Source organism: Streptomyces triticisoli (assembly GCF_003270085.1).
Taxonomy (GTDB): Bacteria; Actinomycetota; Actinomycetes; order Streptomycetales; family Streptomycetaceae; genus Streptomyces; species Streptomyces triticisoli.
This window is the reverse complement of record NZ_QFDQ01000143.1, coordinates 1-18823: the sequence shown is the minus strand read 5'-3', so window position 1 is coordinate 18823 and position 18823 is coordinate 1. Positions and strand designations below refer to the sequence as shown.

The following is an 18823-nucleotide window of genomic DNA, read 5'->3' as shown; positions in this document are numbered from 1 at the left end:
GGTCGCCGAGAAGGTACGCGAAGAGGACGTCGCGCGGGAACGCGCCGCGATGGTGCCCCGGATTCTCGGCCGGCGTGGCATCCCAGCGATCGGTTCACGCCGCGCCTGCGGAGGACCTGTTCGCGGAGGGCGGCGGCGAGTCGGTCCGAGGGCGGCCGGTGGTGGGCCGGCCGGTGGTGGGCCGGCCGGCGGTGTCAGCGCAGTTCTGTCAGTACCGCGTCCGTGAAAGCCGGCCACGCCTCGATCGCCCAGGGGCCGAAGGCGCGGTCGGTCAGGGCCACGCAGGCCACCCCCGCGTCCGGGTCGGTCCACAGGAACGTGCCGGACTGGCCGAAGTGGCCGAAGGTGCGGGGAGAGGAGGAAGTGCCGGTCCAGTGGGGGGTCTTGGAGCCGCGGATCTCGAAGCCCAGGCCCCAGTCGTTGGGGTTCTGGTGGCCGTAGCCCGGCAGGACGCCCTTGGTGCCGGGGTACTGGACCGTCATCGCCTCGGCGACCGTGCGGGGGTCCAGCAGGCGCGGGGCCTGGATCTCGGCGGCGAAGCGGAGCAGGTCGTCGACCGTCGAGACCGCGTCCTTGGCCGGGGAGCCGTCCAGGGTCGTCTGCGTCATGCCCAGGGGGGCCAGCACCGCCTGGCGCAGGTACTCCGTGAACGGGATGTCCGTCGCCTTCGTCACGTGGTCGCCGAGCTGCTCGAAGCCCGCGTTGGAGTACAGCCGCCGTTCGCCGGGCGGGGCCATCACCCGGTGCTCGTCGAAGGCCAGGCCCGAGGTGTGGGCGAGCAGGTGGCGGACGGTCGCGCCGGGTGGGCCGGCCGGCTCGTCCAGCTCGATCGCGCCCTCCTCGTACGCCACGAGCACCGCGTAGGCAGCCAGCGGCTTGGTGACCGAGGCCAGCGGGAAGCGCTGAGCGGTCGGGCCGTGGGTGCCCAGGACCGTGCCGTCCGCGCGGACCACGCCCGCCGCGGCGGTGGGGACCGGCCAGTTCTCGATCGAGGTCAGGCTCTTCAACGACATGACATCGAGCCTAAGCGCTCAAAGCCACAGCTCCAGCAACGGGTCGGGCTTGGGCCGGAAGCCGAGGGAGGTGTACAGCGGCGCGCCCTCGGCGGACGTGGTGAGCTGCACCCGGTCGGCGCCGCGCTTGCGGAACCAGTCGAGCAGTATCTCCATGCACGCACGCGCGTACCCGCGGCGGCGGGCATCCGGATCCGTCGCGACGCTGAAGACGTGGCCGACGGTGCCGAGCGGGTTGCGCGCCCGGCCGATCCGGTACTCGATCGTGCCCGCCACCAGCGCGGCCAGCGCCCCCGGCCGCTCCGGGTGGTCCACGACGTACGCCACGAAGTCCCCGTCCGGGTCGGCCAGCTTCTCGCGCAGGACCGGCAGGGACATTGCGTGCCACTCGGTGGAGGGGTCGGCGCCGTGGACCGAGTCGATCATCACCTGGCGCAGTCGCAGCACTTCCGCGGCGTCGGCGGGCTCAGCACGTCGTACGAGACTCATGCCCCGCACGCTAGCCACCGCACCCGCCCCGTGTCCCCCGCTTTTTCCGGCCGCCCTGGCGGGTTCCACTTGCTTGGAGTGGGCTCCAAGGCCATAGCGTGGAGGCCATGACGGTGACGCAGACCACGCCCGTGACCACCGAGGAGACCGAGCAGGCCCCCACCCGTACCGACCTCTGTGCCGCCGGACCCCGGCGGCACCCGCGCCCCGACGGGCAGGACAGGTACACCATCAGCGAGGTCGTCGCCTTCACCGGGCTGACGGCCCACACCCTGCGCTGGTACGAGCGGATCGGCCTGATGGCCCACGTCGACCGCTCGCACACCGGCCAGCGCCGCTACACCAACCGCGACCTGGACTGGCTCGACCTCGTCGGCAAGCTGCGCCTGACCGGCATGCCGGTCGCGGACATGGTCAGGTACGCGGAGCTGGTGCGCGCGGGCGAGAACACGTACGGCGAGCGGCACGCGCTGCTCGAGGCGACCCGCCGGGACGTCCTGGACCGGATCGCCGAACTCCGGGACACGCTCGCGGTACTGGACCGGAAGATCAGCTTCTATGCGGACGCCGGGCCTCAGCAGCCCCACTAGGTCCCATCCGTCCAGGGTTACAGCTCGGCGAGCAGTTGTGCCTTCTTCACCGAGAACTCCTCGTCCGTCACCAGCCCCGCCTGGTGGAGTTCCCCCAGGTGGCGGATGCGGTCCGCGATGTCCGCGGGGTCGCGGCGAGGGGCCGGGACGGTGACCGGGGTCGGGGGGCTCGCCGACCGGACCGCGGCCAGTACGGCCGCCGCGAACGGCAGGGACTCGTGGACCGGGCCGTAGCCGAGGCCGAACACCACCGCGGCCGGATCCTGGTCCGGCTGCGGCGGTCGTACGGCTGTGGCGTCCGGCTCGCGCGGCAGCAGCCGCAGATGGCCCTCGAAGAGTTCGGGTGAGCGCCACTCCACCCCGCCCAGGTCGGCGACGGGATAACTCCGGTCGCCGGCCTTCCACTTGGCCGAGGACGCCCCCGTCCACGACCACCGGAAGCGCACCGCGCTGCCGTCGAAGGACGCCTTCCCGTCGTACGCCTTGAACTGGAGCGGCGCCGCGGGCGGCGCCACCAGGTGGCGGTCGGCCGGGCCGCTCTCGGTGAGGCGCGGGCGCAGTTCGTCGGCGTAGTACTCGGCGAGCGTCTCCCGCTCGGCCGGCAGCACCAGCCGGTACGGGTCGCAGCCCTCCTTCAGCTGTCCGTCGGCCGCGTCCATCAGCGGGTCGGCGCCGGGCCTGGGCTCGGCGCGCAGGACCACCGTGCCGCGTCTGCCCGCGGCGAGCGTCACGTCCTCGAGCGCCGTCAGTGGAATCCGGCGGGCACCGAGTGTCTGGAAGAGCCTAGGTGTTCGAATCCCCCGTTCGTAGCGGATGAGCACGGAGTCGGACTCGAACTCCCAGACAGCGTGAAATCCGGCCAGTACGTCACCCATGCGGCTCATCGTAGGGGGCACGGGCTTCTCCGTCCCTCCCCGCGCAGACCGCACTTCCTGCTGTCTCTACGCGCGTCCGGCCGTCGTCGTACCGGACAAATCCGCCCGGCACCTGTCGTCGTCATGGGCGCAGCGCACCGAGTCGTACGCGCCGACCCCGATTCCGGCGAAGTTGGTCAGGCTGTCGGTGCCCGGCTCGAAGTAGCCGGCGTGGCCCTTCGCACTCCGTGCCGACAGCACGCGCGCCCCGAACGCCGGGGAGACCGGGTCGGCGCCGTGGCCGAGGCCGCCGAGCTCCAGGTACGGCACGTCCTGGATCCAGTCGGTGGCGTCCCGCATCGCCCACACCCTGGCGGAGGTGCGCAGGTGGGAGACCTTGGCCGCCCGCATGCCAGGGCTGGCGGCCACCGCTACGTCGGACACCCGGTCCGGCAGCCCGCGCGCGGCGACGCCGCACACCACCGAACCGTAGCTGTGGCAGAACAGCGAGACGGGCGAGGTGCCGGGCAGTCCTCGCAGCAGCCTGTTCAGCCGGACGGCGCCCTCCTCGGCGCGCATCGCCGTGGCCGCGTCCACGCCGAGCCCGCTGGGCGCGGTGTAGTCGGCCCAGGCGATCACGGCCGTACGGGTGCCGGGGGCCGCCGTGCGCTCGGCCGCGTACAGCGACTTCGCCATGCCGTGCGGAGCCGAGTACGGGCGGTGGGTCCTCCGGAAGGTGAACAGGTCGGTGTCGACACCGGGGACGACGACGGAGATCCGCTCCGCCCTGCGCAGGTCGCCGAAGACCTCGGCGACGCGGCCGGTGCCGCCGGGGTCGAAGGCGAGGATCTGCCGGCCCTTCGCCATCAGCGCCGTGTAGCGGTTCACACGGCGGCCGGCGTCCTGCTGCCCGGCCGGGGTGAGCCGGCTGTCGTGCATGCGTCTCAGCTCGACCTTGCGCGCCTGGCGGAGCGCGATGCGGTTGGCCTGGTAGCGCAGCTTGACCGGGGCGCCGTTCATGTTGCCGACCGCGAGCGGATAGCGGTGGGCGAGCCGGCTGCGGTCCTGCGCGGTGAGCGAGGCGAAGAAGCGGCTCAGCAGGGCGGGGGCCGCGTCCGGGGCGGGCAGCCGGTGTTTGTGCAGGCGGCCGTGGTCCCAGGCGGACAGGGACGCCTGCAGGGCGGTGGTCCCGCGGTGGCCGCGCATGGCGGTCCAGCCGGTGGTGGCCAGCATCACGAAGACCACGGCCAGCGCGAGCAGGGCGCGCCAGGCGTTGAGGTGTGGGGAGGTGTCGAAGGAAGTCACTGGGAGGACACACTAGGAGAACGAGACGGTCTCGCGTTAACCGAGTGACAGGGATCACGTTTCAAGTGGCGTGAGGGTTAATGCAGTCCGTACGCCTGTTCAAGTCCGCTCAGGCGTGCGGCAGTTCGGCAGCGGTGGCGTGTGTCCGGCTCAACGCCGGAGGGTCGTACGCCAGTTCCCGGTCAGCGCGGGTCCCACCTGATCGAGGTACGCGGCGGTGAGTTCCCGCATCGCCTCCAGGCCGGCGTCCTCGACCGCGCTCCACTGACGGCTCGTCACCCGCATCACCGCGCCGAAGACGGCCACCGCCAGCCGCGGCCGCGGATCGGCGTCCACGTCCAGGCCCTCGCGCTCGGCGAGCAGACGCGCGATCTGCTCCTCGGTCTCCGCCGAGCGGCGCAGCTGCGCGGCCAGCAGGACCGGCGTCGACTCGATCACCCGGAACATGCGCAGATACAGCTCCACGGGCACGACGGTCCCGACGGCGTCACTGATCGTGTCCCAGCCCTCCAGCACCGCCCGGCGCAGCGCCTCCAGCGGGGGCTCCCCGGGCGGGCGGGCGCGCAGCGAGTCGACGAAGTGCGCCTCCACCATCTCCTGCACGGCGAGGGCGACGTCCTCCTTGCCGCCGAAGTAGCGGAAGAAGGTGCGCTGGGAGACGTCGACGGCCTCGGCGATCTCGTCGACCGTCGTGTTCTCGTACCCCTGGGTGGTGAACAGTTCGAGCGCGGACCGCAGCAGCGCGTACCTGGTGCGTCGCTTCTTGCGCTCGCGCAGCCCCGGCCGTGACACCGCCCGCACCGCCTGTGGGGCCGTCCCGGTGGTCCCCGCCGTCTCCATGGAGCTCTCCGGACCCTCTTCTCGCGCTGTCCCGCACTGTGAACTGTTTCCCCAGCTCAGAGTATAGGGAACGACACGACAGTGACTGACGGGTGAACCCCTTTGTCAATTGTCAGTGGCTGTCATTAGCCTCGAACCCATGACTAGTCAGACCGCCATCGAATCGACCGGGCCGGGGGAGAACGCCTCGACGGCCCCGTCGGAGCCCGCGCCGTCCAAGGGGCTGCGCGGGCACCCGTGGGTCACCCTGATCACCGTCGCCGTAGGGGTCATGATGGTGGCCCTCGACGGCACCATCGTGGCCATCGCCAACCCGGCCATCGCCAAGGACCTGGGCGCCAGCCTCGCCGACGTCCAGTGGATCACCAACTCCTACTTCCTCGCCCTCGCGGTCTCCCTCATCACCGCGGGCAAGCTCGGTGACCGCTTCGGGCACCGGCAGACCTTCCTCATCGGCGTGACCGGCTTCGCCGCCGCCTCCGGGGCGATCGGGCTGTCCAGCACCATCGCCATGGTCATCGTCTTCCGGGTCCTCCAGGGCCTGTTCGGCGCGCTGCTGATGCCGGCCGCGCTCGGTCTGCTGCGGGCCACCTTCCCGGCCGAGAAGCTCAACATGGCCATCGGCATCTGGGGCATGGTCATCGGCGCCTCCACCGCCGGCGGCCCGATCCTCGGCGGCTTCCTCGTCGAGCACGTCAACTGGCAGTCGGTGTTCTTCATCAACGTGCCCGTCGGCGTCCTCGCCCTGGTCCTGGGCCTGCTGATCCTGCTCGACCACCGCGCCGAGAACGCGCCGCGCTCCTTCGACGTCCTCGGCATCGTTCTGCTCTCGGCCTCCATGTTCTGCCTGGTCTGGGCCCTGATCAAGGCAGGGGACTGGGGCTGGGGCGACGGCTCGACGTGGGCGTTCATCGTCGCGTCCCTCATCGGTTTCGGCGCCTTCGCCTTCTGGGAGACCAAGGTGAAGGAGCCGTTGATCCCGCTGGCGCTGTTCCGCTCGGTGCCGCTGTCCGCGGGCGTGGTCCTCATGGTCCTGATGGCCATCGCGTTCATGGGCGGCCTGTTCTTCGTGACCTTCTACCTGCAGAGCGTGCACGGGATGAGCCCGATCGAAGCGGGCATGCACCTCCTTCCGCTCACCGGCGCGATGATCGTCGCCTCCCCGCTCGCGGGCTTCATGATCACCAAGCTGGGCCCGCGCGTTCCGCTGGCCGGCGGCATGGCCGCCACCGCGCTGGCCATGTACGGCCTGTCCACGCTGGAGACGGACACCGGCAGCGCCACCATGTCGCTCTGGTTCGCTCTGCTCGGCCTCGGCCTCGCCCCCGTCATGGTCGGCGCCACCGAGGTCATCGTCGGCAACGCGCCGCTGGAGCTGTCCGGCGTGGCCGGCGGGCTGCAGCAGTCCGCCATGCAGATCGGCGGCAGCCTCGGTACGGCCGTGCTGGGCGCCGTGATGGCTTCCAAGGTGAACAACGACCTGCCCGGCAACTGGAAGGACGCAGGGCTCCCGGACATCCCCCCCGCCCAGATGGGCCAGGCCTCCGAGCTGGTCCAGATCGGCGTGGCGCCGGTGCCGCGGGGAACGCCCGAGGCGATCGCCGCGAAGATCACCTCCGTCGCGCACGACACCTTCATCTCCGGCATGAGCCTCGCCTCCCTCGTCGCCGCCGGAATCGCGGCCGTGGCCGTCCTGGTCGCGCTGCTCACCAAGCGCGGGGAGAACGCGGAGGCGGGAGCGGGGGTCGGCCACATCTGACCGGCGCGGTTCGCCCATCAGGGTGACCGAGTCGAAGATCCCTCGCCTTCGGTGCACGCCGCGGGTGACAGTGGGTCAAGTCCTCCGCAGGGAATGGAGGACGAACGGCTGCGGCGCGCTGCTGGAGGGGGGCAGCGCGCGGGCGGCTTCGGCGGACGGAACCGGGGTACCCGCAACCGTGAACCCCAAGGTGACTTCAACTCGATGATGGGTTCAGGGAGTTGATGATGGCGGGCTTCGGACGCGGAACGCGCGGGTACCCCCGGTCACGTGGCCGGACGTGGTTACGGACCGGGCCGGACCGTGCGACGCTCGGGATCATCGGGACCATCTGTGCGGTCGCCGGATTCTTCGTGCTGAGCATCGTCCTCGGGCCGGTGGCGGTCGTCTGCGGATGGCTGGCGATGGGGCGCAGCTGGGCGGGCAGCCGATCCCTCCCGGCCCTGGTCGCCCTGGTCCTGGGCGCCATCGACACCCTTCTGGGCATCGTCGCGCTGGCCGGGGCGGCAAGCATGTAGCTGCGGGCAGTCGTGCCTCCCCCAGTGCTGAACGCCTGGGGGCTCCAGGGCGCTGGGGGCCCCGCTCATGGGGGTCCCCCCCGCTCGAGCGAAGCCGAGAGTGGGGGAGAAGCCGAGAGCTTGGGGGGAGGCGCCCCGCAAGCACGGGCAAGCCCACCCTCCAGGGCGACTCGGTGCGCCATGCACCCACTGCGGAGGGCGGCGGAGTCGTGGACCCCGCCGCCCTCCGGGCATCCCTACGCGTCCCCGCCCGCCGTGCCCGGGTCGGCTGCCGTCACGTCGAGGAGCTGGTAGCGGTCGATGGCCTGCTTCAGTACCGAGCGGTCGACCCTGCCCTCGCGCGCCAGTTCCGTCAGTACGGCCACCACGATCGACTGCGCGTCGATGTGGAAGAACCGCCGGGCCGCGCCCCGGGTGTCGGCGAAGCCGAAGCCGTCGGCGCCCAGCGACTGGTACGTCCCCGGCACCCACCGGGAGATCTGGTCCGGCACCGACCGCATCCAGTCGGAGACGGCCACGAACGGCCCCTCCGCCCCGCTCAGCTTCCGCGTCACCCACGGCACCCGCTGCTCCTCCTCCGGGTGCAGCAGGTTGTGCTCCTCGCACGCCACGGCCTCACGGCGCAGCTCGTTCCAGGAGGTCGCCGACCAGACGTCGGCCCTGACGTTCCACTCCTGGGCGAGGATCTTCTGCGCCTGGAGCGCCCACGGGACCGCCACGCCCGACGCCATGATCTGCGCCGGGATCTCGCCCGCGGTGCCCTCGCCGATCCGGTGGATGCCCTTGAGGATGCCCTCGACGTCCACGTTCGCCGGCTCGGCCGGCTGCTGGATCGGCTCGTTGTAGACGGTGAGGTAGTAGAAGACGTCCTCGCCGTGCGGGTGCTGCTCGTCGCCGCCGTACATCCGGCGCAGGCCGTCCTGCACGATGTGCGCGATCTCGTACGCGTACGCCGGGTCGTACGCCACGCACGCCGGGTTGGTCGAGGCGAGCAGGTGCGAGTGGCCGTCGGCGTGCTGCAGACCCTCACCGGTCAAGGTCGTACGGCCGGCGGTCGCGCCCAGCACGAAACCGCGCGCCAGCTGGTCGGCCATCTGCCAGAACTGGTCGCCGGTGCGCTGGAAACCGAACATCGAGTAGAAGACGTACACCGGGATCAGCGGCTCGCCGTGCGTGGCGTACGCGGAGCCCGCCGCGATCAGCGAGGCCGTGCAGCCCGCCTCGGAGATGCCGTCGTGCAGCATCTGCCCGGTCGGCGACTCCTTGTAGGCGAGCAGCAGCTCGCGGTCGACCGCCTCGTACTGCTGGCCCAGCGGGTTGTAGATCTTCGCGCTCGGGAAGAAGGAGTCCATGCCGAAGGTGCGGTACTCGTCGGGCGCGATCAGCACGAACCGCCTGCCGATCTCCTTGTCCCGCATGAGGTCCTTCAGCAGCCGGACGAAGGCCATGGTGGTGGCGATGGCCTGCTGGCCCGAGCCCTTCTTCACGGACGCATAGGTCTTGTCGTCCGGCAGCCGCAGCGGCTCGGCGCGCACGATCCGGGTCGGCACGTAGCCGCCGCAGCCCTTGCGGCGGTCGTGCATGTACTGCATCTCGTCGCTGTCGCGGCCCGGGTGGTAGTACGGCGGCGGGCCGGACTCCAGCTCCTTGTCGGAGATCGGCAGGTGCAGGCGGTCGCGGAAGTGCTTGAGGTCCTCGACCGTCAGCTTCTTCATCTGGTGGGTGGCGTTGCGGCCCTCGAAGTTCGGGCCGAGCGTCCAGCCCTTGATCGTCTTGGCCAGGATGACCGTCGGCTGGCCCTTGTGCTCCAGGGCCGCCTTGTACGCCGCGTAGATCTTGCGGTGGTCGTGACCGCCGCGGCCCAGCATCAGGATCTGGTGGTCGGTCATGTTCTCGACCATCTTGCGCAGCCGGTGGTCGTCGCCGAAGAAGTGGTCGCGGATGTACGCGCCGGACTCGGTGGCGTAGGTCTGGAACTGGCCGTCCGGCGTGATGTTCATCTTGTTGACCAGCACACCGTCGCGGTCCTGCGCCAGCAGCGGGTCCCAGGTGCGGTCCCAGATCAGCTTGATCACGTTCCAGCCGGCGCCGCGGAAGACCGACTCCAGCTCCTGGATGATCTTGCCGTTGCCGCGCACCGGACCGTCCAGGCGCTGCAGGTTGCAGTTGACCACGAAGGTCAGGTTGTCCAGGCCCTCGCGGGCGGCGATGGACAGCTGGCCGATCGACTCCGGCTCGTCCATCTCGCCGTCGCCGAGGAACGCCCACACGTGCGAGTCGGAGGTGTCCGCGATCCCGCGCGCGTGCATGTAGCGGTTCATCCGGGCCTGGTAGATCGCGCTGATCGGGCCGAGGCCCATGGAGACGGTCGGGAACTCCCAGAAGTCCGGCATCAGACGCGGGTGCGGGTAGCTGGACAGCCCGTAGGGCGCCTTGGACTTCTCCTGGCGGAAGCCGTCCAGGTGCTGTTCGGTGAGCCGGTCCAGCAGGTAAGCGCGCGCGTAGATGCCCGGGGAGGCGTGCCCCTGGAAGAAGACCTGGTCGCCGCCGCGGCCGTCGTCCTTGCCGCGGAAGAAGTGGTTGAAGCCGACGTCGTAGAGGGAGGCGGAGGAGGCGAAGGTGGCGATGTGGCCGCCGACGCCGATGCCCGGGCGCTGGGCGCGGGAGACCATCACCGCGGCGTTCCAGCGGGTGGCGTTGAGGATCTTGCGCTCGATCTCCTCATTGCCGGGGAAGAACGGCTCGCTCTTGGTGGGGATGGTGTTGACGTAGTCCGAGCTGCGCATCTCGGGCACGGCCACGCGCTTCTCGCGGGCGCGCTCGATCAGCCGGAGCATGAGGTAGCGGGCCCGCTCCCGGCCCCGCTCCTGGACGGCGGCGTCGAGCGAGTCGAGCCACTCCTGGGTCTCCTCGGGATCGAAGTCAGGGACCTGACTCGGAAGGCCGCCAATGATGATCGGGTTTCGATCGGATCCGGAAGCCACGCTGTTCCTTACCTGTCAGAGGGCTGACATATCTGGGGCGTTTCTGGGCTCGTTCTGGAGTTTCCCTGGGTTCCAGTCGGTTTGTCTGCCTGTGTCTGCACCGTTCCCCATCGTGTACCTCGTGGGAGCCAAACGTCATCTCTACCCCGGGGTAACAAGGGCATCCCCCCGCGTCTCCTGCACGTAGGCTGTCCGTAGGCGGTTCCCCAACACGCAAACCGGACGGAAGGGTGTGGTGTGTGTCGGGGCCGACCGCGATACCGTGTCAGGAGTTGCGGCGACACCGCCAGGATCGTCACCGTTTCGGCGGTCTGAACCGCCGGGTACTTGCGCGATCCGGCCCGCCCGTGTGGACTACGGCCAATGCCCCGCGTACGCGCGTGGCCAGAAGACCTATAACGCAACACCATCAGGAGGCAACCCGTGAGCGCGACCGCGGACCACGCGGAGGAGCGGACTAACCCGGCCGCCAGGCTGGGATTCCAGCCCGGGCAGGTGGTCCAGGAGATCGGCTACGACGACGACGTCGACCAGGAGCTCCGCGAGGCCATCGAGGAGGCGATCGGCAGCGAGCTCGTGGACGAGGACTACGACGACGTGGCCGACGCCGTGGTGCTGTGGTTCCGCGACGAGGACGGCGACCTGACGGATGCGCTGGTGGACGCCACCACGTACATCGAAGAGGGCGGCGCGATCCTGCTCCTCACGCCGAAGACCGGCCGTGCGGGGTACGTGGAGCCGAGCGACATCTCTGAAGCCGCGACCACGGCGGGTCTGTCGGCGAGCAAGAGTGCGAGTGTGGGGAAGGACTGGAGCGGCAGCCGTCTGGCGACGCCGAAGGCGGCGAAGTCCAGGCGGTGACCGTCCCCGGGGCTGCCGCCCCAGGACCTCCGCTCCGGCCTGAACGGCCTCGTCCCCACCGCCGGACGGGCTGGGTTACGCCCAGCCCGTCCGGCGGCTTGCGGTGATCACTGCGTAGGGTGGTCTCACCCGAACAGTCCCACCGAAGGGAAGCAGGACGATGGCGATCCAGGTCGGCGACAAGGCACCCGACTTCGAGCTCAAGGACAACCACGGCCGCACCGTGAAGCTGTCCGACTTCCGCGGCGAGAAGAACGTGGTGCTGCTCTTCTACCCGTTCGCCTTCACCGGCGTGTGCACCGGCGAGCTGTGCGCGCTGCGCGACAACCTGCCGAAGTTCGTCAACGACGACACCCAGCTGCTCGCCGTCTCCAACGACTCCATCCACACCCTGCGCGTCTTCGCCGAGCAGGAGGGCCTGGAGTACCCGCTGCTGAGCGACTTCTGGCCGCACGGCAACACTTCGCGCGCCTACGGCGTCTTCGACGAGGACAAGGGCTGCGCCGTGCGCGGCACCTTCATCATCGACAAGGAGGGCGTCGTGCGGTGGACCGTGGTCAACGGCCTGCCGGACGCGCGTGACCTGAACGAGTACGTGAAGGCGCTCGACACCCTGTGACCCCGTGGCCCGGGGACCCGACACCGGTGACTCATCGGCTTCAGGGCCTGCATGGGCCGGGAACCCGTCACTAGGATCGAGTCGTTGATCCCATATCCGATGCACGAAGGGGCTCCCGGCCCCCGGACACCAATGGAGGACTCGTGGGAGTCAGCCTCAGCAAGGGCGGCAACGTATCGCTGACGAAGGAGGCCCCGGGCCTGACCGCGGTCCTCGTCGGCCTGGGATGGGACGCCCGCACCACGACCGGCACCGACTTCGACCTCGACGCCAGCGCATTGCTGCTGAACAACTCCGGCAAGGTCGCCAGCGACCAGCACTTCGTCTTCTTCAACAACCTCAAGAGCCCGGACGGCTCGGTGGAGCACACCGGTGACAACCTCACCGGTGAGGGCGAGGGCGACGACGAGGTGATCAAGGTGAACCTCGCCGGTGTCCCGGCCGACGTCGACAAGATCGTCTTCCCGGTGTCGATCTACGACGCCGAGAGCCGCCAGCAGTCCTTCGGCCAGGTCCGCAACGCCTACATCCGCGTGGTGAACCAGGCCGGCGGCGCGGAGATCGCCCGCTACGACCTGAGCGAGGACGCCTCCACCGAGACCGCCATGGTCTTCGGCGAGCTCTACCGCCACGGCGCGGAGTGGAAGTTCCGCGCCATCGGCCAGGGGTACGCCTCGGGCCTGCGCGGCATCGCCCAGGACTTCGGCGTGAACGTCTGAGCACAGATCTGACACGACCGCGATCCAGACCGTCCGGCGCCGCGCGTTTCAGCGCGGCGCCGGACGTGCAGGACAACCACACAGGCACCACCTCGGGGAGGACCAGATCATGGGCGTCACACTCGCCAAGGGAGGCAACGTCTCCCTCTCCAAGGCCGCACCCAACCTGACCAACGTCCTGGTGGGGCTCGGCTGGGACGCGCGCTCCACCACCGGAGCCGACTTCGACCTCGACGCCAGCGCCCTGCTGTGCGCCGGCAACAACCGGGTGCTGGGCGACGAGTGGTTCGTGTTCTACAACCAGCTCAAGAGCCCGGACGGCTCGGTGGAGCACACCGGTGACAACCTCACCGGTGAGGGCGAGGGCGACGACGAGTCGATCCTCGTGAACCTCGGCAAGGTGCCGCCCCAGTGCGAGAAGATCGTCTTCCCCGTCTCGATCCACATGGCCGACGAGCGCGGCCAGACCTTCGGCCAGGTCTCCAACGCCTTCATCCGCGTCGTCAACCAGGCCGACGGCCAGGAACTCGCGCGCTACGACCTGAGCGAGGACGCCTCCACGGAAACGGCCATGATTTTCGGCGAGCTCTACCGTTACCAGGGCGAATGGAAGTTCCGGGCCGTGGGGCAGGGGTACGTGTCAGGGCTGCGGGGCATCGCTCTAGACTTCGGAGTCAACGTTTCGTAAAGCCACGTGCGGCGCGGGGGAGACCCGTAGAAATCCCGTACAGATACGGATTGGGTAGCCAGTGCTTCTGAAAACCTTCGGCTGGTCGTTCGCGGTGACCGCGCTCGGCCTGGTCGCAGCGTTCTTCTACGGGGGGTGGACCGCTTTCGGGATCGTGGCGATCCTGTCCATCCTCGAGATCTCGTTGTCCTTCGACAACGCGGTCGTCAACGCCGGGGTCCTGAAGAAGATGAATGCCTTCTGGCAGAAGATCTTCCTCACGATCGGCATTCTCATCGCGGTCTTCGGCATGCGGCTGGTCTTCCCCGTCGTGATCGTCGCCCTCAGCGCCAAGATGGGGCCCATCGAGGCCGTCGACCTCGCGCTCACCAACAAGGACCGCTACCAGGAACTGGTGACCGACGCCCACCCGGCGATCGCCGCCTTCGGTGGCATGTTCCTGCTGATGATCTTCCTGGACTTCATCTTCGAGGAACGGGACATCAAGTGGCTGCACTGGATCGAGCGGCCGCTGGCCAGACTGGGCAAGGTCGACATGCTGTCGGTCTGCATCGCCCTGATCGTCCTGCTGATCAGCTCCTTCACCGTCGCCACCCACGCCTACCAGCACGGCGGCGGCCACGTCGACAAGGCGGAGACGGTGCTGATCGCCGGCATCGCCGGTCTGATCACGTACCTGATCGTCGGCGGCCTCTCCGGCTACTTCGAGGACAAGCTCGAGGACGAGGAGGAACGCGAGCACGAGGAGGAGGAAGCGGCCACGCGCACCGGCAAGAAGCGCTCGGCCGTCGCCCTGGCGGGCAAGGCCGCGTTCTTCATGTTCCTCTACCTCGAGGTGCTGGACGCGTCCTTCTCCTTCGACGGCGTGATCGGCGCCTTCGCCATCACCAACGACATCATCATGATGGCCCTCGGCCTCGGCATCGGCGCCATGTACGTCCGTTCGCTCACGGTCTACCTGGTCCGCCAGGGCACCCTCGACGACTACGTCTACCTGGAGCACGGCGCGCACTACGCGATCGGCGCACTGGCCGTGATCCTCATGGTCACCATCCAGTACGAGGTCAACGAGATCATCACCGGTCTGGTCGGCGTGGTCCTGATCGCCTGGTCCTTCTGGTCCTCCGTACGCCGCAACCGCGACCTCGCGGCAGCGGAGGAAGTGGCGGGCTCGGGCGAGAAGGCCGGGGTCTCGTCGCAGGTGTGACAACCCCGGGGGTGTGACGGCCCTCCGGGTGAGGAACGCTTCTGTGCGGGGCGGCCTGCGCGGACGACGGCGATGGAGCCGGGGCCCGAGGGCCGCCCCGTGGCGTACTCGCGTACGTGCGTGCGGGGCCGGTGTGCGGTGAACTGGGGGCGGTACGGGACATGGGGCTCTTCGACGGTCTGCTGGGCGGGCGCGCGGCCGAGTTCGACTCGGGCAACGCGGCGTCCAACGCGATCGAGCTGACCAAACGGCACCGCCAGGTGTCGCTGACCAAGCAGGGCGCGGCCACCGGGCATCTGCGGATCAACCTGACCTGGCGGATGCGGACCTCCGACTTCGGCGGTTCCACCCGGCAGAGCCTGCTGCGGCACCCCCTCAGGGCGCTCAAGCCGCCGGAGGTGCTCGGGCACAGCCAGAGCATGGTCAACGTCGACCTCGACCTCGGCTGCATGTACGAGCTGACCGACGGCACCAAGGGCGTCGTCCAGCCGCTCGGCAACTTCCTCGGCGACGTGAACGCACCGCCGTACGTCAAACTCAGCGGCGACGACCGGTTCGGGTCGGGGTCCGGTGAGACCATCTACGTCAACCTCGACCACCGGGACGCCATCAAACGGCTGCTGGTCTTCGTCTACATCTACGACCGGACACCGGCCTTCGACCGAACCCAGGCGATCGTCACGATGTACCCGAGCAACGGCCCCCGCATCGAGATCGGCCTCGACGAACGCCATCCCCAGGCCCGCTCCTGCGCGGTCGTCCTCATCGAGAACGTCAAGGGCGAGCTGACCGTCCGCCGCGAGGTCAGGTACGTCTACGGCTTCCAGTCGGAACTGGACCGCCTGTACGGCTGGGGACTGCAGTGGGGCAGGGGCTACAAGTCCAAGGCCGACCGTTAGCCCCCTGAGCCGCTCGTTCTACCGCCCGATGAACTGCGGCCCCTGCGGCGGCAGCCGGAACTGAGGGTCCGGCACGGGCGGATACCCGTACCCGGCGGCAGCCACCGCCGGCTGCGGCGGCTGCTGCGGGTACCCGTACGCCGGCTGACTCGCCGGATACGGGTACCCGTACGCCGCAGAGGTCGCCGAAGGAACCGGCACCGGCTGCTCAGGAGGCAGCGGCTGTGCCGCCGCGCCCGGCGGCACCCCCTCCGCCTCCTCCGCCTCCTCCGACTGCTCCGCCTCCTCCGACTCGTCCACCGAGATACCGAAGTCGGTCGCAAGACCTCTCAGACCGTTGGAGTAGCCCTCACCCAGCGCCCGGAACTTCCAGTCCTCCCCCCGCCGGTACAGCTCGCCGCAGATCAGCGCGGTCTCCTGACCGGTCTCCGGCTTGATGTCGAAGTACGCCAGCGGCTCCCCGTCAGTGACCGTCGCGTCGTACAGCAGGATGCGCAGCGCGCGTACGCGGTCGAAGGTGACGCCGTCCGCCGAAGCGACCAGCAGGATCCGTGTGACCTCCGGGTCGACGCCGGCGAGGTCGGTCTGGACGCTGTCCGTCAGGCCGTCGGCGACCCGCTTCTTGCCGAGCCGCCACACCGTCCCGGAAGGGTGCCGGGGCTGGTTGTAGAAGACGAAGTCCTCGTCGGAGCGCACCCGGCCGTCGGGGCCGAGGAGCAGTGCCGAGGCGTCCACGTCCGGGGTCTCCTGCCCGGGCGTCCAGCGCACCACGGCCCGTACCGTGGTGGCGTCCAGCGGGATGTTCGACCCCTTCAGCATCGCGTGCGTCATGCGGTCATCCTGCCTTCTCCGTCCTGGTCACGACAACGCGGGGCGCGTACACGGCCGGGTCACGGGGAATTCACCCCCGGTGGGAACCTTTGACATGAGTTCGTACGTACTATTACCGGCCACCTTTTGACGGTTTTCGCAGGCCGCCAGTGTCACCACGGGGGGAACATCATGCGTCATTTCGGGCATCTCGCCCCTGAGGTGCGGCAGCGCCTCTTCCACCAGGAACCGTGCGAGTTCACCGCCGACTCACCGGCCCGGCTGCTCTCCGCGGCCCTGGGGGCCACGCTCTACAGCCCGGCCACCCGGCCGCGGCTGGCCGGTGACATCGTCAAGCAGGCCGGGCGCGGTGTGGTCTCGATGGTGCTGTGCCTGGAGGACTCGATCGACGACGCGGACGTGGAGTACGGCGAGGAGAACCTGGTCCGGCAGTTCACCGAGCTGGCCGAGGGGCCCGCGGCCGAGCCTCCCCTGCTGTTCGTCCGGGTCCGCTTCCCCGAGCAGATACCGGACCTGGTGCGGCGGCTCGGGCCCGCGGTGCGGCTGCTGTCCGGTTTCGTGCTGCCGAAGTTCACCGGGGAGCGGGGACTTTCGTTCCTGGAGGCGCTGCAGGCCGCCGAGGCGGCGAGCGGGCGGCGGCTGTTCGCCATGCCGGTCCTGGAATCGCCCGAGCTGCTGTACCGGGAGTCGCGGGTGGAGACCCTGGAGGGGATCTTCCGCGCGGTCGACAAGTACCGGGACCGGGTGCTCGCGCTGCGGCTCGGCGTGACGGACTTCTGCTCCTCCTACGGGCTGCGCAGAGCCCCCGACATGACGGCCTACGACGTCCAGGTCGTCGCCTCCGTGATCGCCGACGTGGTGAACATGCTGGGGCGGGCCGACGGCACCGGGTTCACGGTGACCGGGCCGGTGTGGGAGTACTTCCGGATGCAGGAGCGCATGTTCAAGCCGCAGTTGCGGCAGAGCCCCTTCCTGGAGGTGCAGGCGGCCGAACTGCGCGCGACACTGATCGAGCACGCGATGGACGGGCTGCTGCGGGAGATCTCCCTGGACCACGCCAACGGGCTGCTCGGCAAGACCTGCATCCACCCCTCCCACGTCCTGCCGGTGCACGCGCTGTCGGTGGTCAGCCACGAGGAGTTCAGCGACGCGGCGGACATCCTGCGGCCGGAGCGTGACGGCGGGGGCGTGCTGAGGTCGGCGTACACGAACAAGATGAACGAGGTGAAGCCGCACCGCGCGTGGGCCGAGCGGACCCTGCTGCGCGCCGAGGTCTTCGGCGTCGCCCGGGAGGACGTCGGCTTCGTGGAACTGCTCGCCGCCGCCATTCCCGACCGACCGTACTGACGGCACTGACCGCACCGCTCATCACGAGGGCTCGTGACAAGGAACGTATGAACAAGGCATTGAACCCTCTCCCGGCTGAAGCGGGGAGATTCCTGGCTCACGTAGCCTGCGGGCCCAGCGGACCTGCAGGTCTTGCACGATCAACACCAGCCGGGGTGGAACCAGCCCGGTTTGGCACCGCAAGCAAAGGAGTTGCCGTGCCGGCTTGGTTCTCGCTCAGCACGCCGACGAGCGTACCAACCTGTCCAATTCTTCCCCGCAAGCGGGCGGTACCCCCACCCCGCTCTGAAGCGCGGGACATTCTTGGAGGTCCCCGGTGAACGACGGGGTCTGGTCCGGCACCTGGGTCGCCGAGCGGCTCGGGGTCGAACTCCGGGGCGACGACGAGCTGACGGGCCTGCTGGGGCTCGCGCTGCGCCGCAACCCCAAGCGGGCGCATCTGCTGGTGTCCAACGTGCTGGGCAAGCACGTACCGCAGTCGCCGTCGGTGGTGTACGGCCACGGCTTCGCCCTGGGCCGCCGGGTACGGGACCTGCTGGGGTCCGAGGAGGCGGAGGCGGCCGTGGTCCTCGGCTACGCGGAGACCGCGACCGGCCTCGGCCACTCGGTCGCCGACGGTCTGGGCACCGCGCCGTACCTGCACTCCACGCGCCGCCCCGTCCCCGGCGTCGCCCCGGCGGGCGGCTTCGAGGAGTCCCACTCGCACGCCACCTCCCACCTCCTGCTGCCCGAGGACCCGGCCCTGCTGGCCTCCGACGGCCCGCTGGTCCTGGTGGACGACGAGTTCTCCACCGGCAACACGGTCCTGAACACCATCCGCGCCCTGCACGCCCGCTACCCGCGGGGGCGGTACGTCGTCGTGGCCCTGGTCGACATGCGCGCCCCCTCCGACGCCACCCGTCTGACCGCCTTCGCCCACGACATCGGAGCCCGCGTCGACCTGCTCACCACCGCCTCGGGCACGGTCCGCCTGCCGGCGGGGGTCCTGGAAAAGGGCCGGCAACTGGTCGCCCGTTACGAGACCGAACCGGCCGAGGCCCACCCAGGGGCGGTACCGGCCCAGGCCGGGCCGGAGGTGAATGCGCCCGGGGGCAGGGCGTCGACGACGGTCGGGCCCGCCGGGCCGGAACCGACCGGCTCGGCACGGCACGAGACCCAGCCGGAGAACCGGCCGGCCGAGGCCCGCACCGAGGCGGTACCGGCCCAGACCGGGCCGGGGGCGCGGGAGCCCGGGGACCGGGTGCCCGCGGCGGCCGGGTCCTTCCGGGCGGATGCGCCCGTCCGGGCAGAGCCGCCCGCA

The 18823-nt window shown here is 69.9% G+C and carries 18 protein-coding genes; 11 read left to right on the top strand and 7 right to left on the bottom strand.

Translation table 11 applies throughout. From position 1 onward, the window contains the following. Window positions 1–194: 194 nt before the first annotated feature. Together DEP02_RS19805 and DEP02_RS19800 are read right to left on the bottom strand one after the other, a co-directional pair. On the bottom strand, window positions 195–1013 hold the full coding sequence (locus DEP02_RS19805) for a serine hydrolase domain-containing protein (protein WP_112469023.1): 819 nt from the start codon (window positions 1011–1013) through the stop codon (window positions 195–197). 18 nt (window positions 1014–1031) lie between these two features. Beyond that, entirely contained in the window at window positions 1032–1502 is a 471-nt protein-coding gene (locus DEP02_RS19800; protein ID WP_112469022.1) for a GNAT family N-acetyltransferase, read from the bottom strand. Between the two features lie 107 nt (window positions 1503–1609). Between DEP02_RS19800 and DEP02_RS19795 the strand changes: the two genes are divergently transcribed. Next, window positions 1610–2092 (top strand): MerR family transcriptional regulator, encoded by a 483-nt coding sequence (locus DEP02_RS19795; RefSeq protein ID WP_112469021.1) that lies wholly within the window; start codon window positions 1610–1612, stop codon window positions 2090–2092. 17 nt (window positions 2093–2109) lie between these two features. Here DEP02_RS19795 and DEP02_RS19790 read toward each other — a convergent pair whose 3' ends face one another. From DEP02_RS19790 to DEP02_RS19780, 3 genes are all read right to left on the bottom strand, one after another. Continuing rightward, the gene (locus tag DEP02_RS19790; protein ID WP_112469020.1) at window positions 2110–2967 is read right to left on the bottom strand and encodes a DUF4429 domain-containing protein; all 858 of its coding nucleotides are present in this window, start codon (window positions 2965–2967) and stop codon (window positions 2110–2112) included. 66 nt (window positions 2968–3033) lie between these two features. Further along, complete coding sequence (locus DEP02_RS19785; RefSeq protein WP_112469019.1) at window positions 3034–4251, bottom strand: alpha/beta hydrolase; 1218 nt, start codon at window positions 4249–4251, stop codon at window positions 3034–3036. A gap of 150 nt (window positions 4252–4401) precedes the next feature. Continuing rightward, complete coding sequence (locus DEP02_RS19780; protein WP_112469018.1) at window positions 4402–5091, bottom strand: TetR family transcriptional regulator; 690 nt, start codon at window positions 5089–5091, stop codon at window positions 4402–4404. Between the two features lie 139 nt (window positions 5092–5230). Here DEP02_RS19780 and DEP02_RS19775 point away from each other — a divergent pair, with 139 nt between their 5' ends. Continuing rightward, on the top strand, window positions 5231–6850 hold the full coding sequence (locus DEP02_RS19775; protein WP_112469017.1) for an MFS transporter: 1620 nt from the start codon (window positions 5231–5233) through the stop codon (window positions 6848–6850). Window positions 6851–7077: 227 nt separating this feature from the next. Continuing rightward, on the top strand, window positions 7078–7368 hold the full coding sequence (locus DEP02_RS19770) for a small hydrophobic protein (RefSeq protein ID WP_112469048.1): 291 nt from the start codon (window positions 7078–7080) through the stop codon (window positions 7366–7368). A 236-nt stretch (window positions 7369–7604) separates the two neighbouring features. On the opposite strand, the gene aceE is transcribed toward DEP02_RS19770, so the two are convergent. Further along, window positions 7605–10352, bottom strand: a complete 2748-nt coding sequence (gene aceE / locus DEP02_RS19765) for a pyruvate dehydrogenase (acetyl-transferring), homodimeric type (protein ID WP_112469016.1) — start codon at window positions 10350–10352, stop codon at window positions 7605–7607. Between the two features lie 423 nt (window positions 10353–10775). Here aceE and DEP02_RS19755 point away from each other — a divergent pair, with 423 nt between their 5' ends. The 6 genes from DEP02_RS19755 to DEP02_RS19730 all read left to right on the top strand — a co-directional run bounded on the left by DEP02_RS19755 (window position 10776) and on the right by DEP02_RS19730 (window position 15345). After that, window positions 10776–11213, top strand: a complete 438-nt coding sequence (locus tag DEP02_RS19755) for a DUF3052 domain-containing protein (RefSeq protein ID WP_112469015.1) — start codon at window positions 10776–10778, stop codon at window positions 11211–11213. Window positions 11214–11373: 160 nt separating this feature from the next. Continuing rightward, on the top strand, window positions 11374–11832 hold the full coding sequence (locus DEP02_RS19750; RefSeq protein ID WP_112469014.1) for a peroxiredoxin: 459 nt from the start codon (window positions 11374–11376) through the stop codon (window positions 11830–11832). Between the two features lie 143 nt (window positions 11833–11975). Then, window positions 11976–12551 (top strand): TerD family protein, encoded by a 576-nt coding sequence (locus DEP02_RS19745; protein ID WP_112469013.1) that lies wholly within the window; start codon window positions 11976–11978, stop codon window positions 12549–12551. A 109-nt stretch (window positions 12552–12660) separates the two neighbouring features. After that, entirely contained in the window at window positions 12661–13239 is a 579-nt protein-coding gene (locus tag DEP02_RS19740) for a TerD family protein (protein ID WP_112469012.1), read from the top strand. A 61-nt stretch (window positions 13240–13300) separates the two neighbouring features. Continuing rightward, the gene (locus DEP02_RS19735; protein WP_112469011.1) at window positions 13301–14446 is read left to right on the top strand and encodes a DUF475 domain-containing protein; all 1146 of its coding nucleotides are present in this window, start codon (window positions 13301–13303) and stop codon (window positions 14444–14446) included. 161 nt (window positions 14447–14607) lie between these two features. Further along, the gene (locus tag DEP02_RS19730) at window positions 14608–15345 is read left to right on the top strand and encodes a TerD family protein (protein WP_112469010.1); all 738 of its coding nucleotides are present in this window, start codon (window positions 14608–14610) and stop codon (window positions 15343–15345) included. Window positions 15346–15363: 18 nt separating this feature from the next. Here DEP02_RS19730 and DEP02_RS19725 read toward each other — a convergent pair whose 3' ends face one another. After that, complete coding sequence (locus DEP02_RS19725) at window positions 15364–16176, bottom strand: TerD family protein (RefSeq protein ID WP_112469009.1); 813 nt, start codon at window positions 16174–16176, stop codon at window positions 15364–15366. Window positions 16177–16347: 171 nt separating this feature from the next. On the opposite strand from DEP02_RS19725, the gene DEP02_RS19720 reads away from it, so the two are divergent. Continuing rightward, the gene (locus DEP02_RS19720; protein WP_112469008.1) at window positions 16348–17523 is read left to right on the top strand and encodes an HpcH/HpaI aldolase/citrate lyase family protein; all 1176 of its coding nucleotides are present in this window, start codon (window positions 16348–16350) and stop codon (window positions 17521–17523) included. 316 nt (window positions 17524–17839) lie between these two features. Next, on the top strand, window positions 17840–18823 hold a 984-nt coding region (locus DEP02_RS19715), incomplete at its 3' end, for a phosphoribosyltransferase domain-containing protein (protein WP_232839197.1).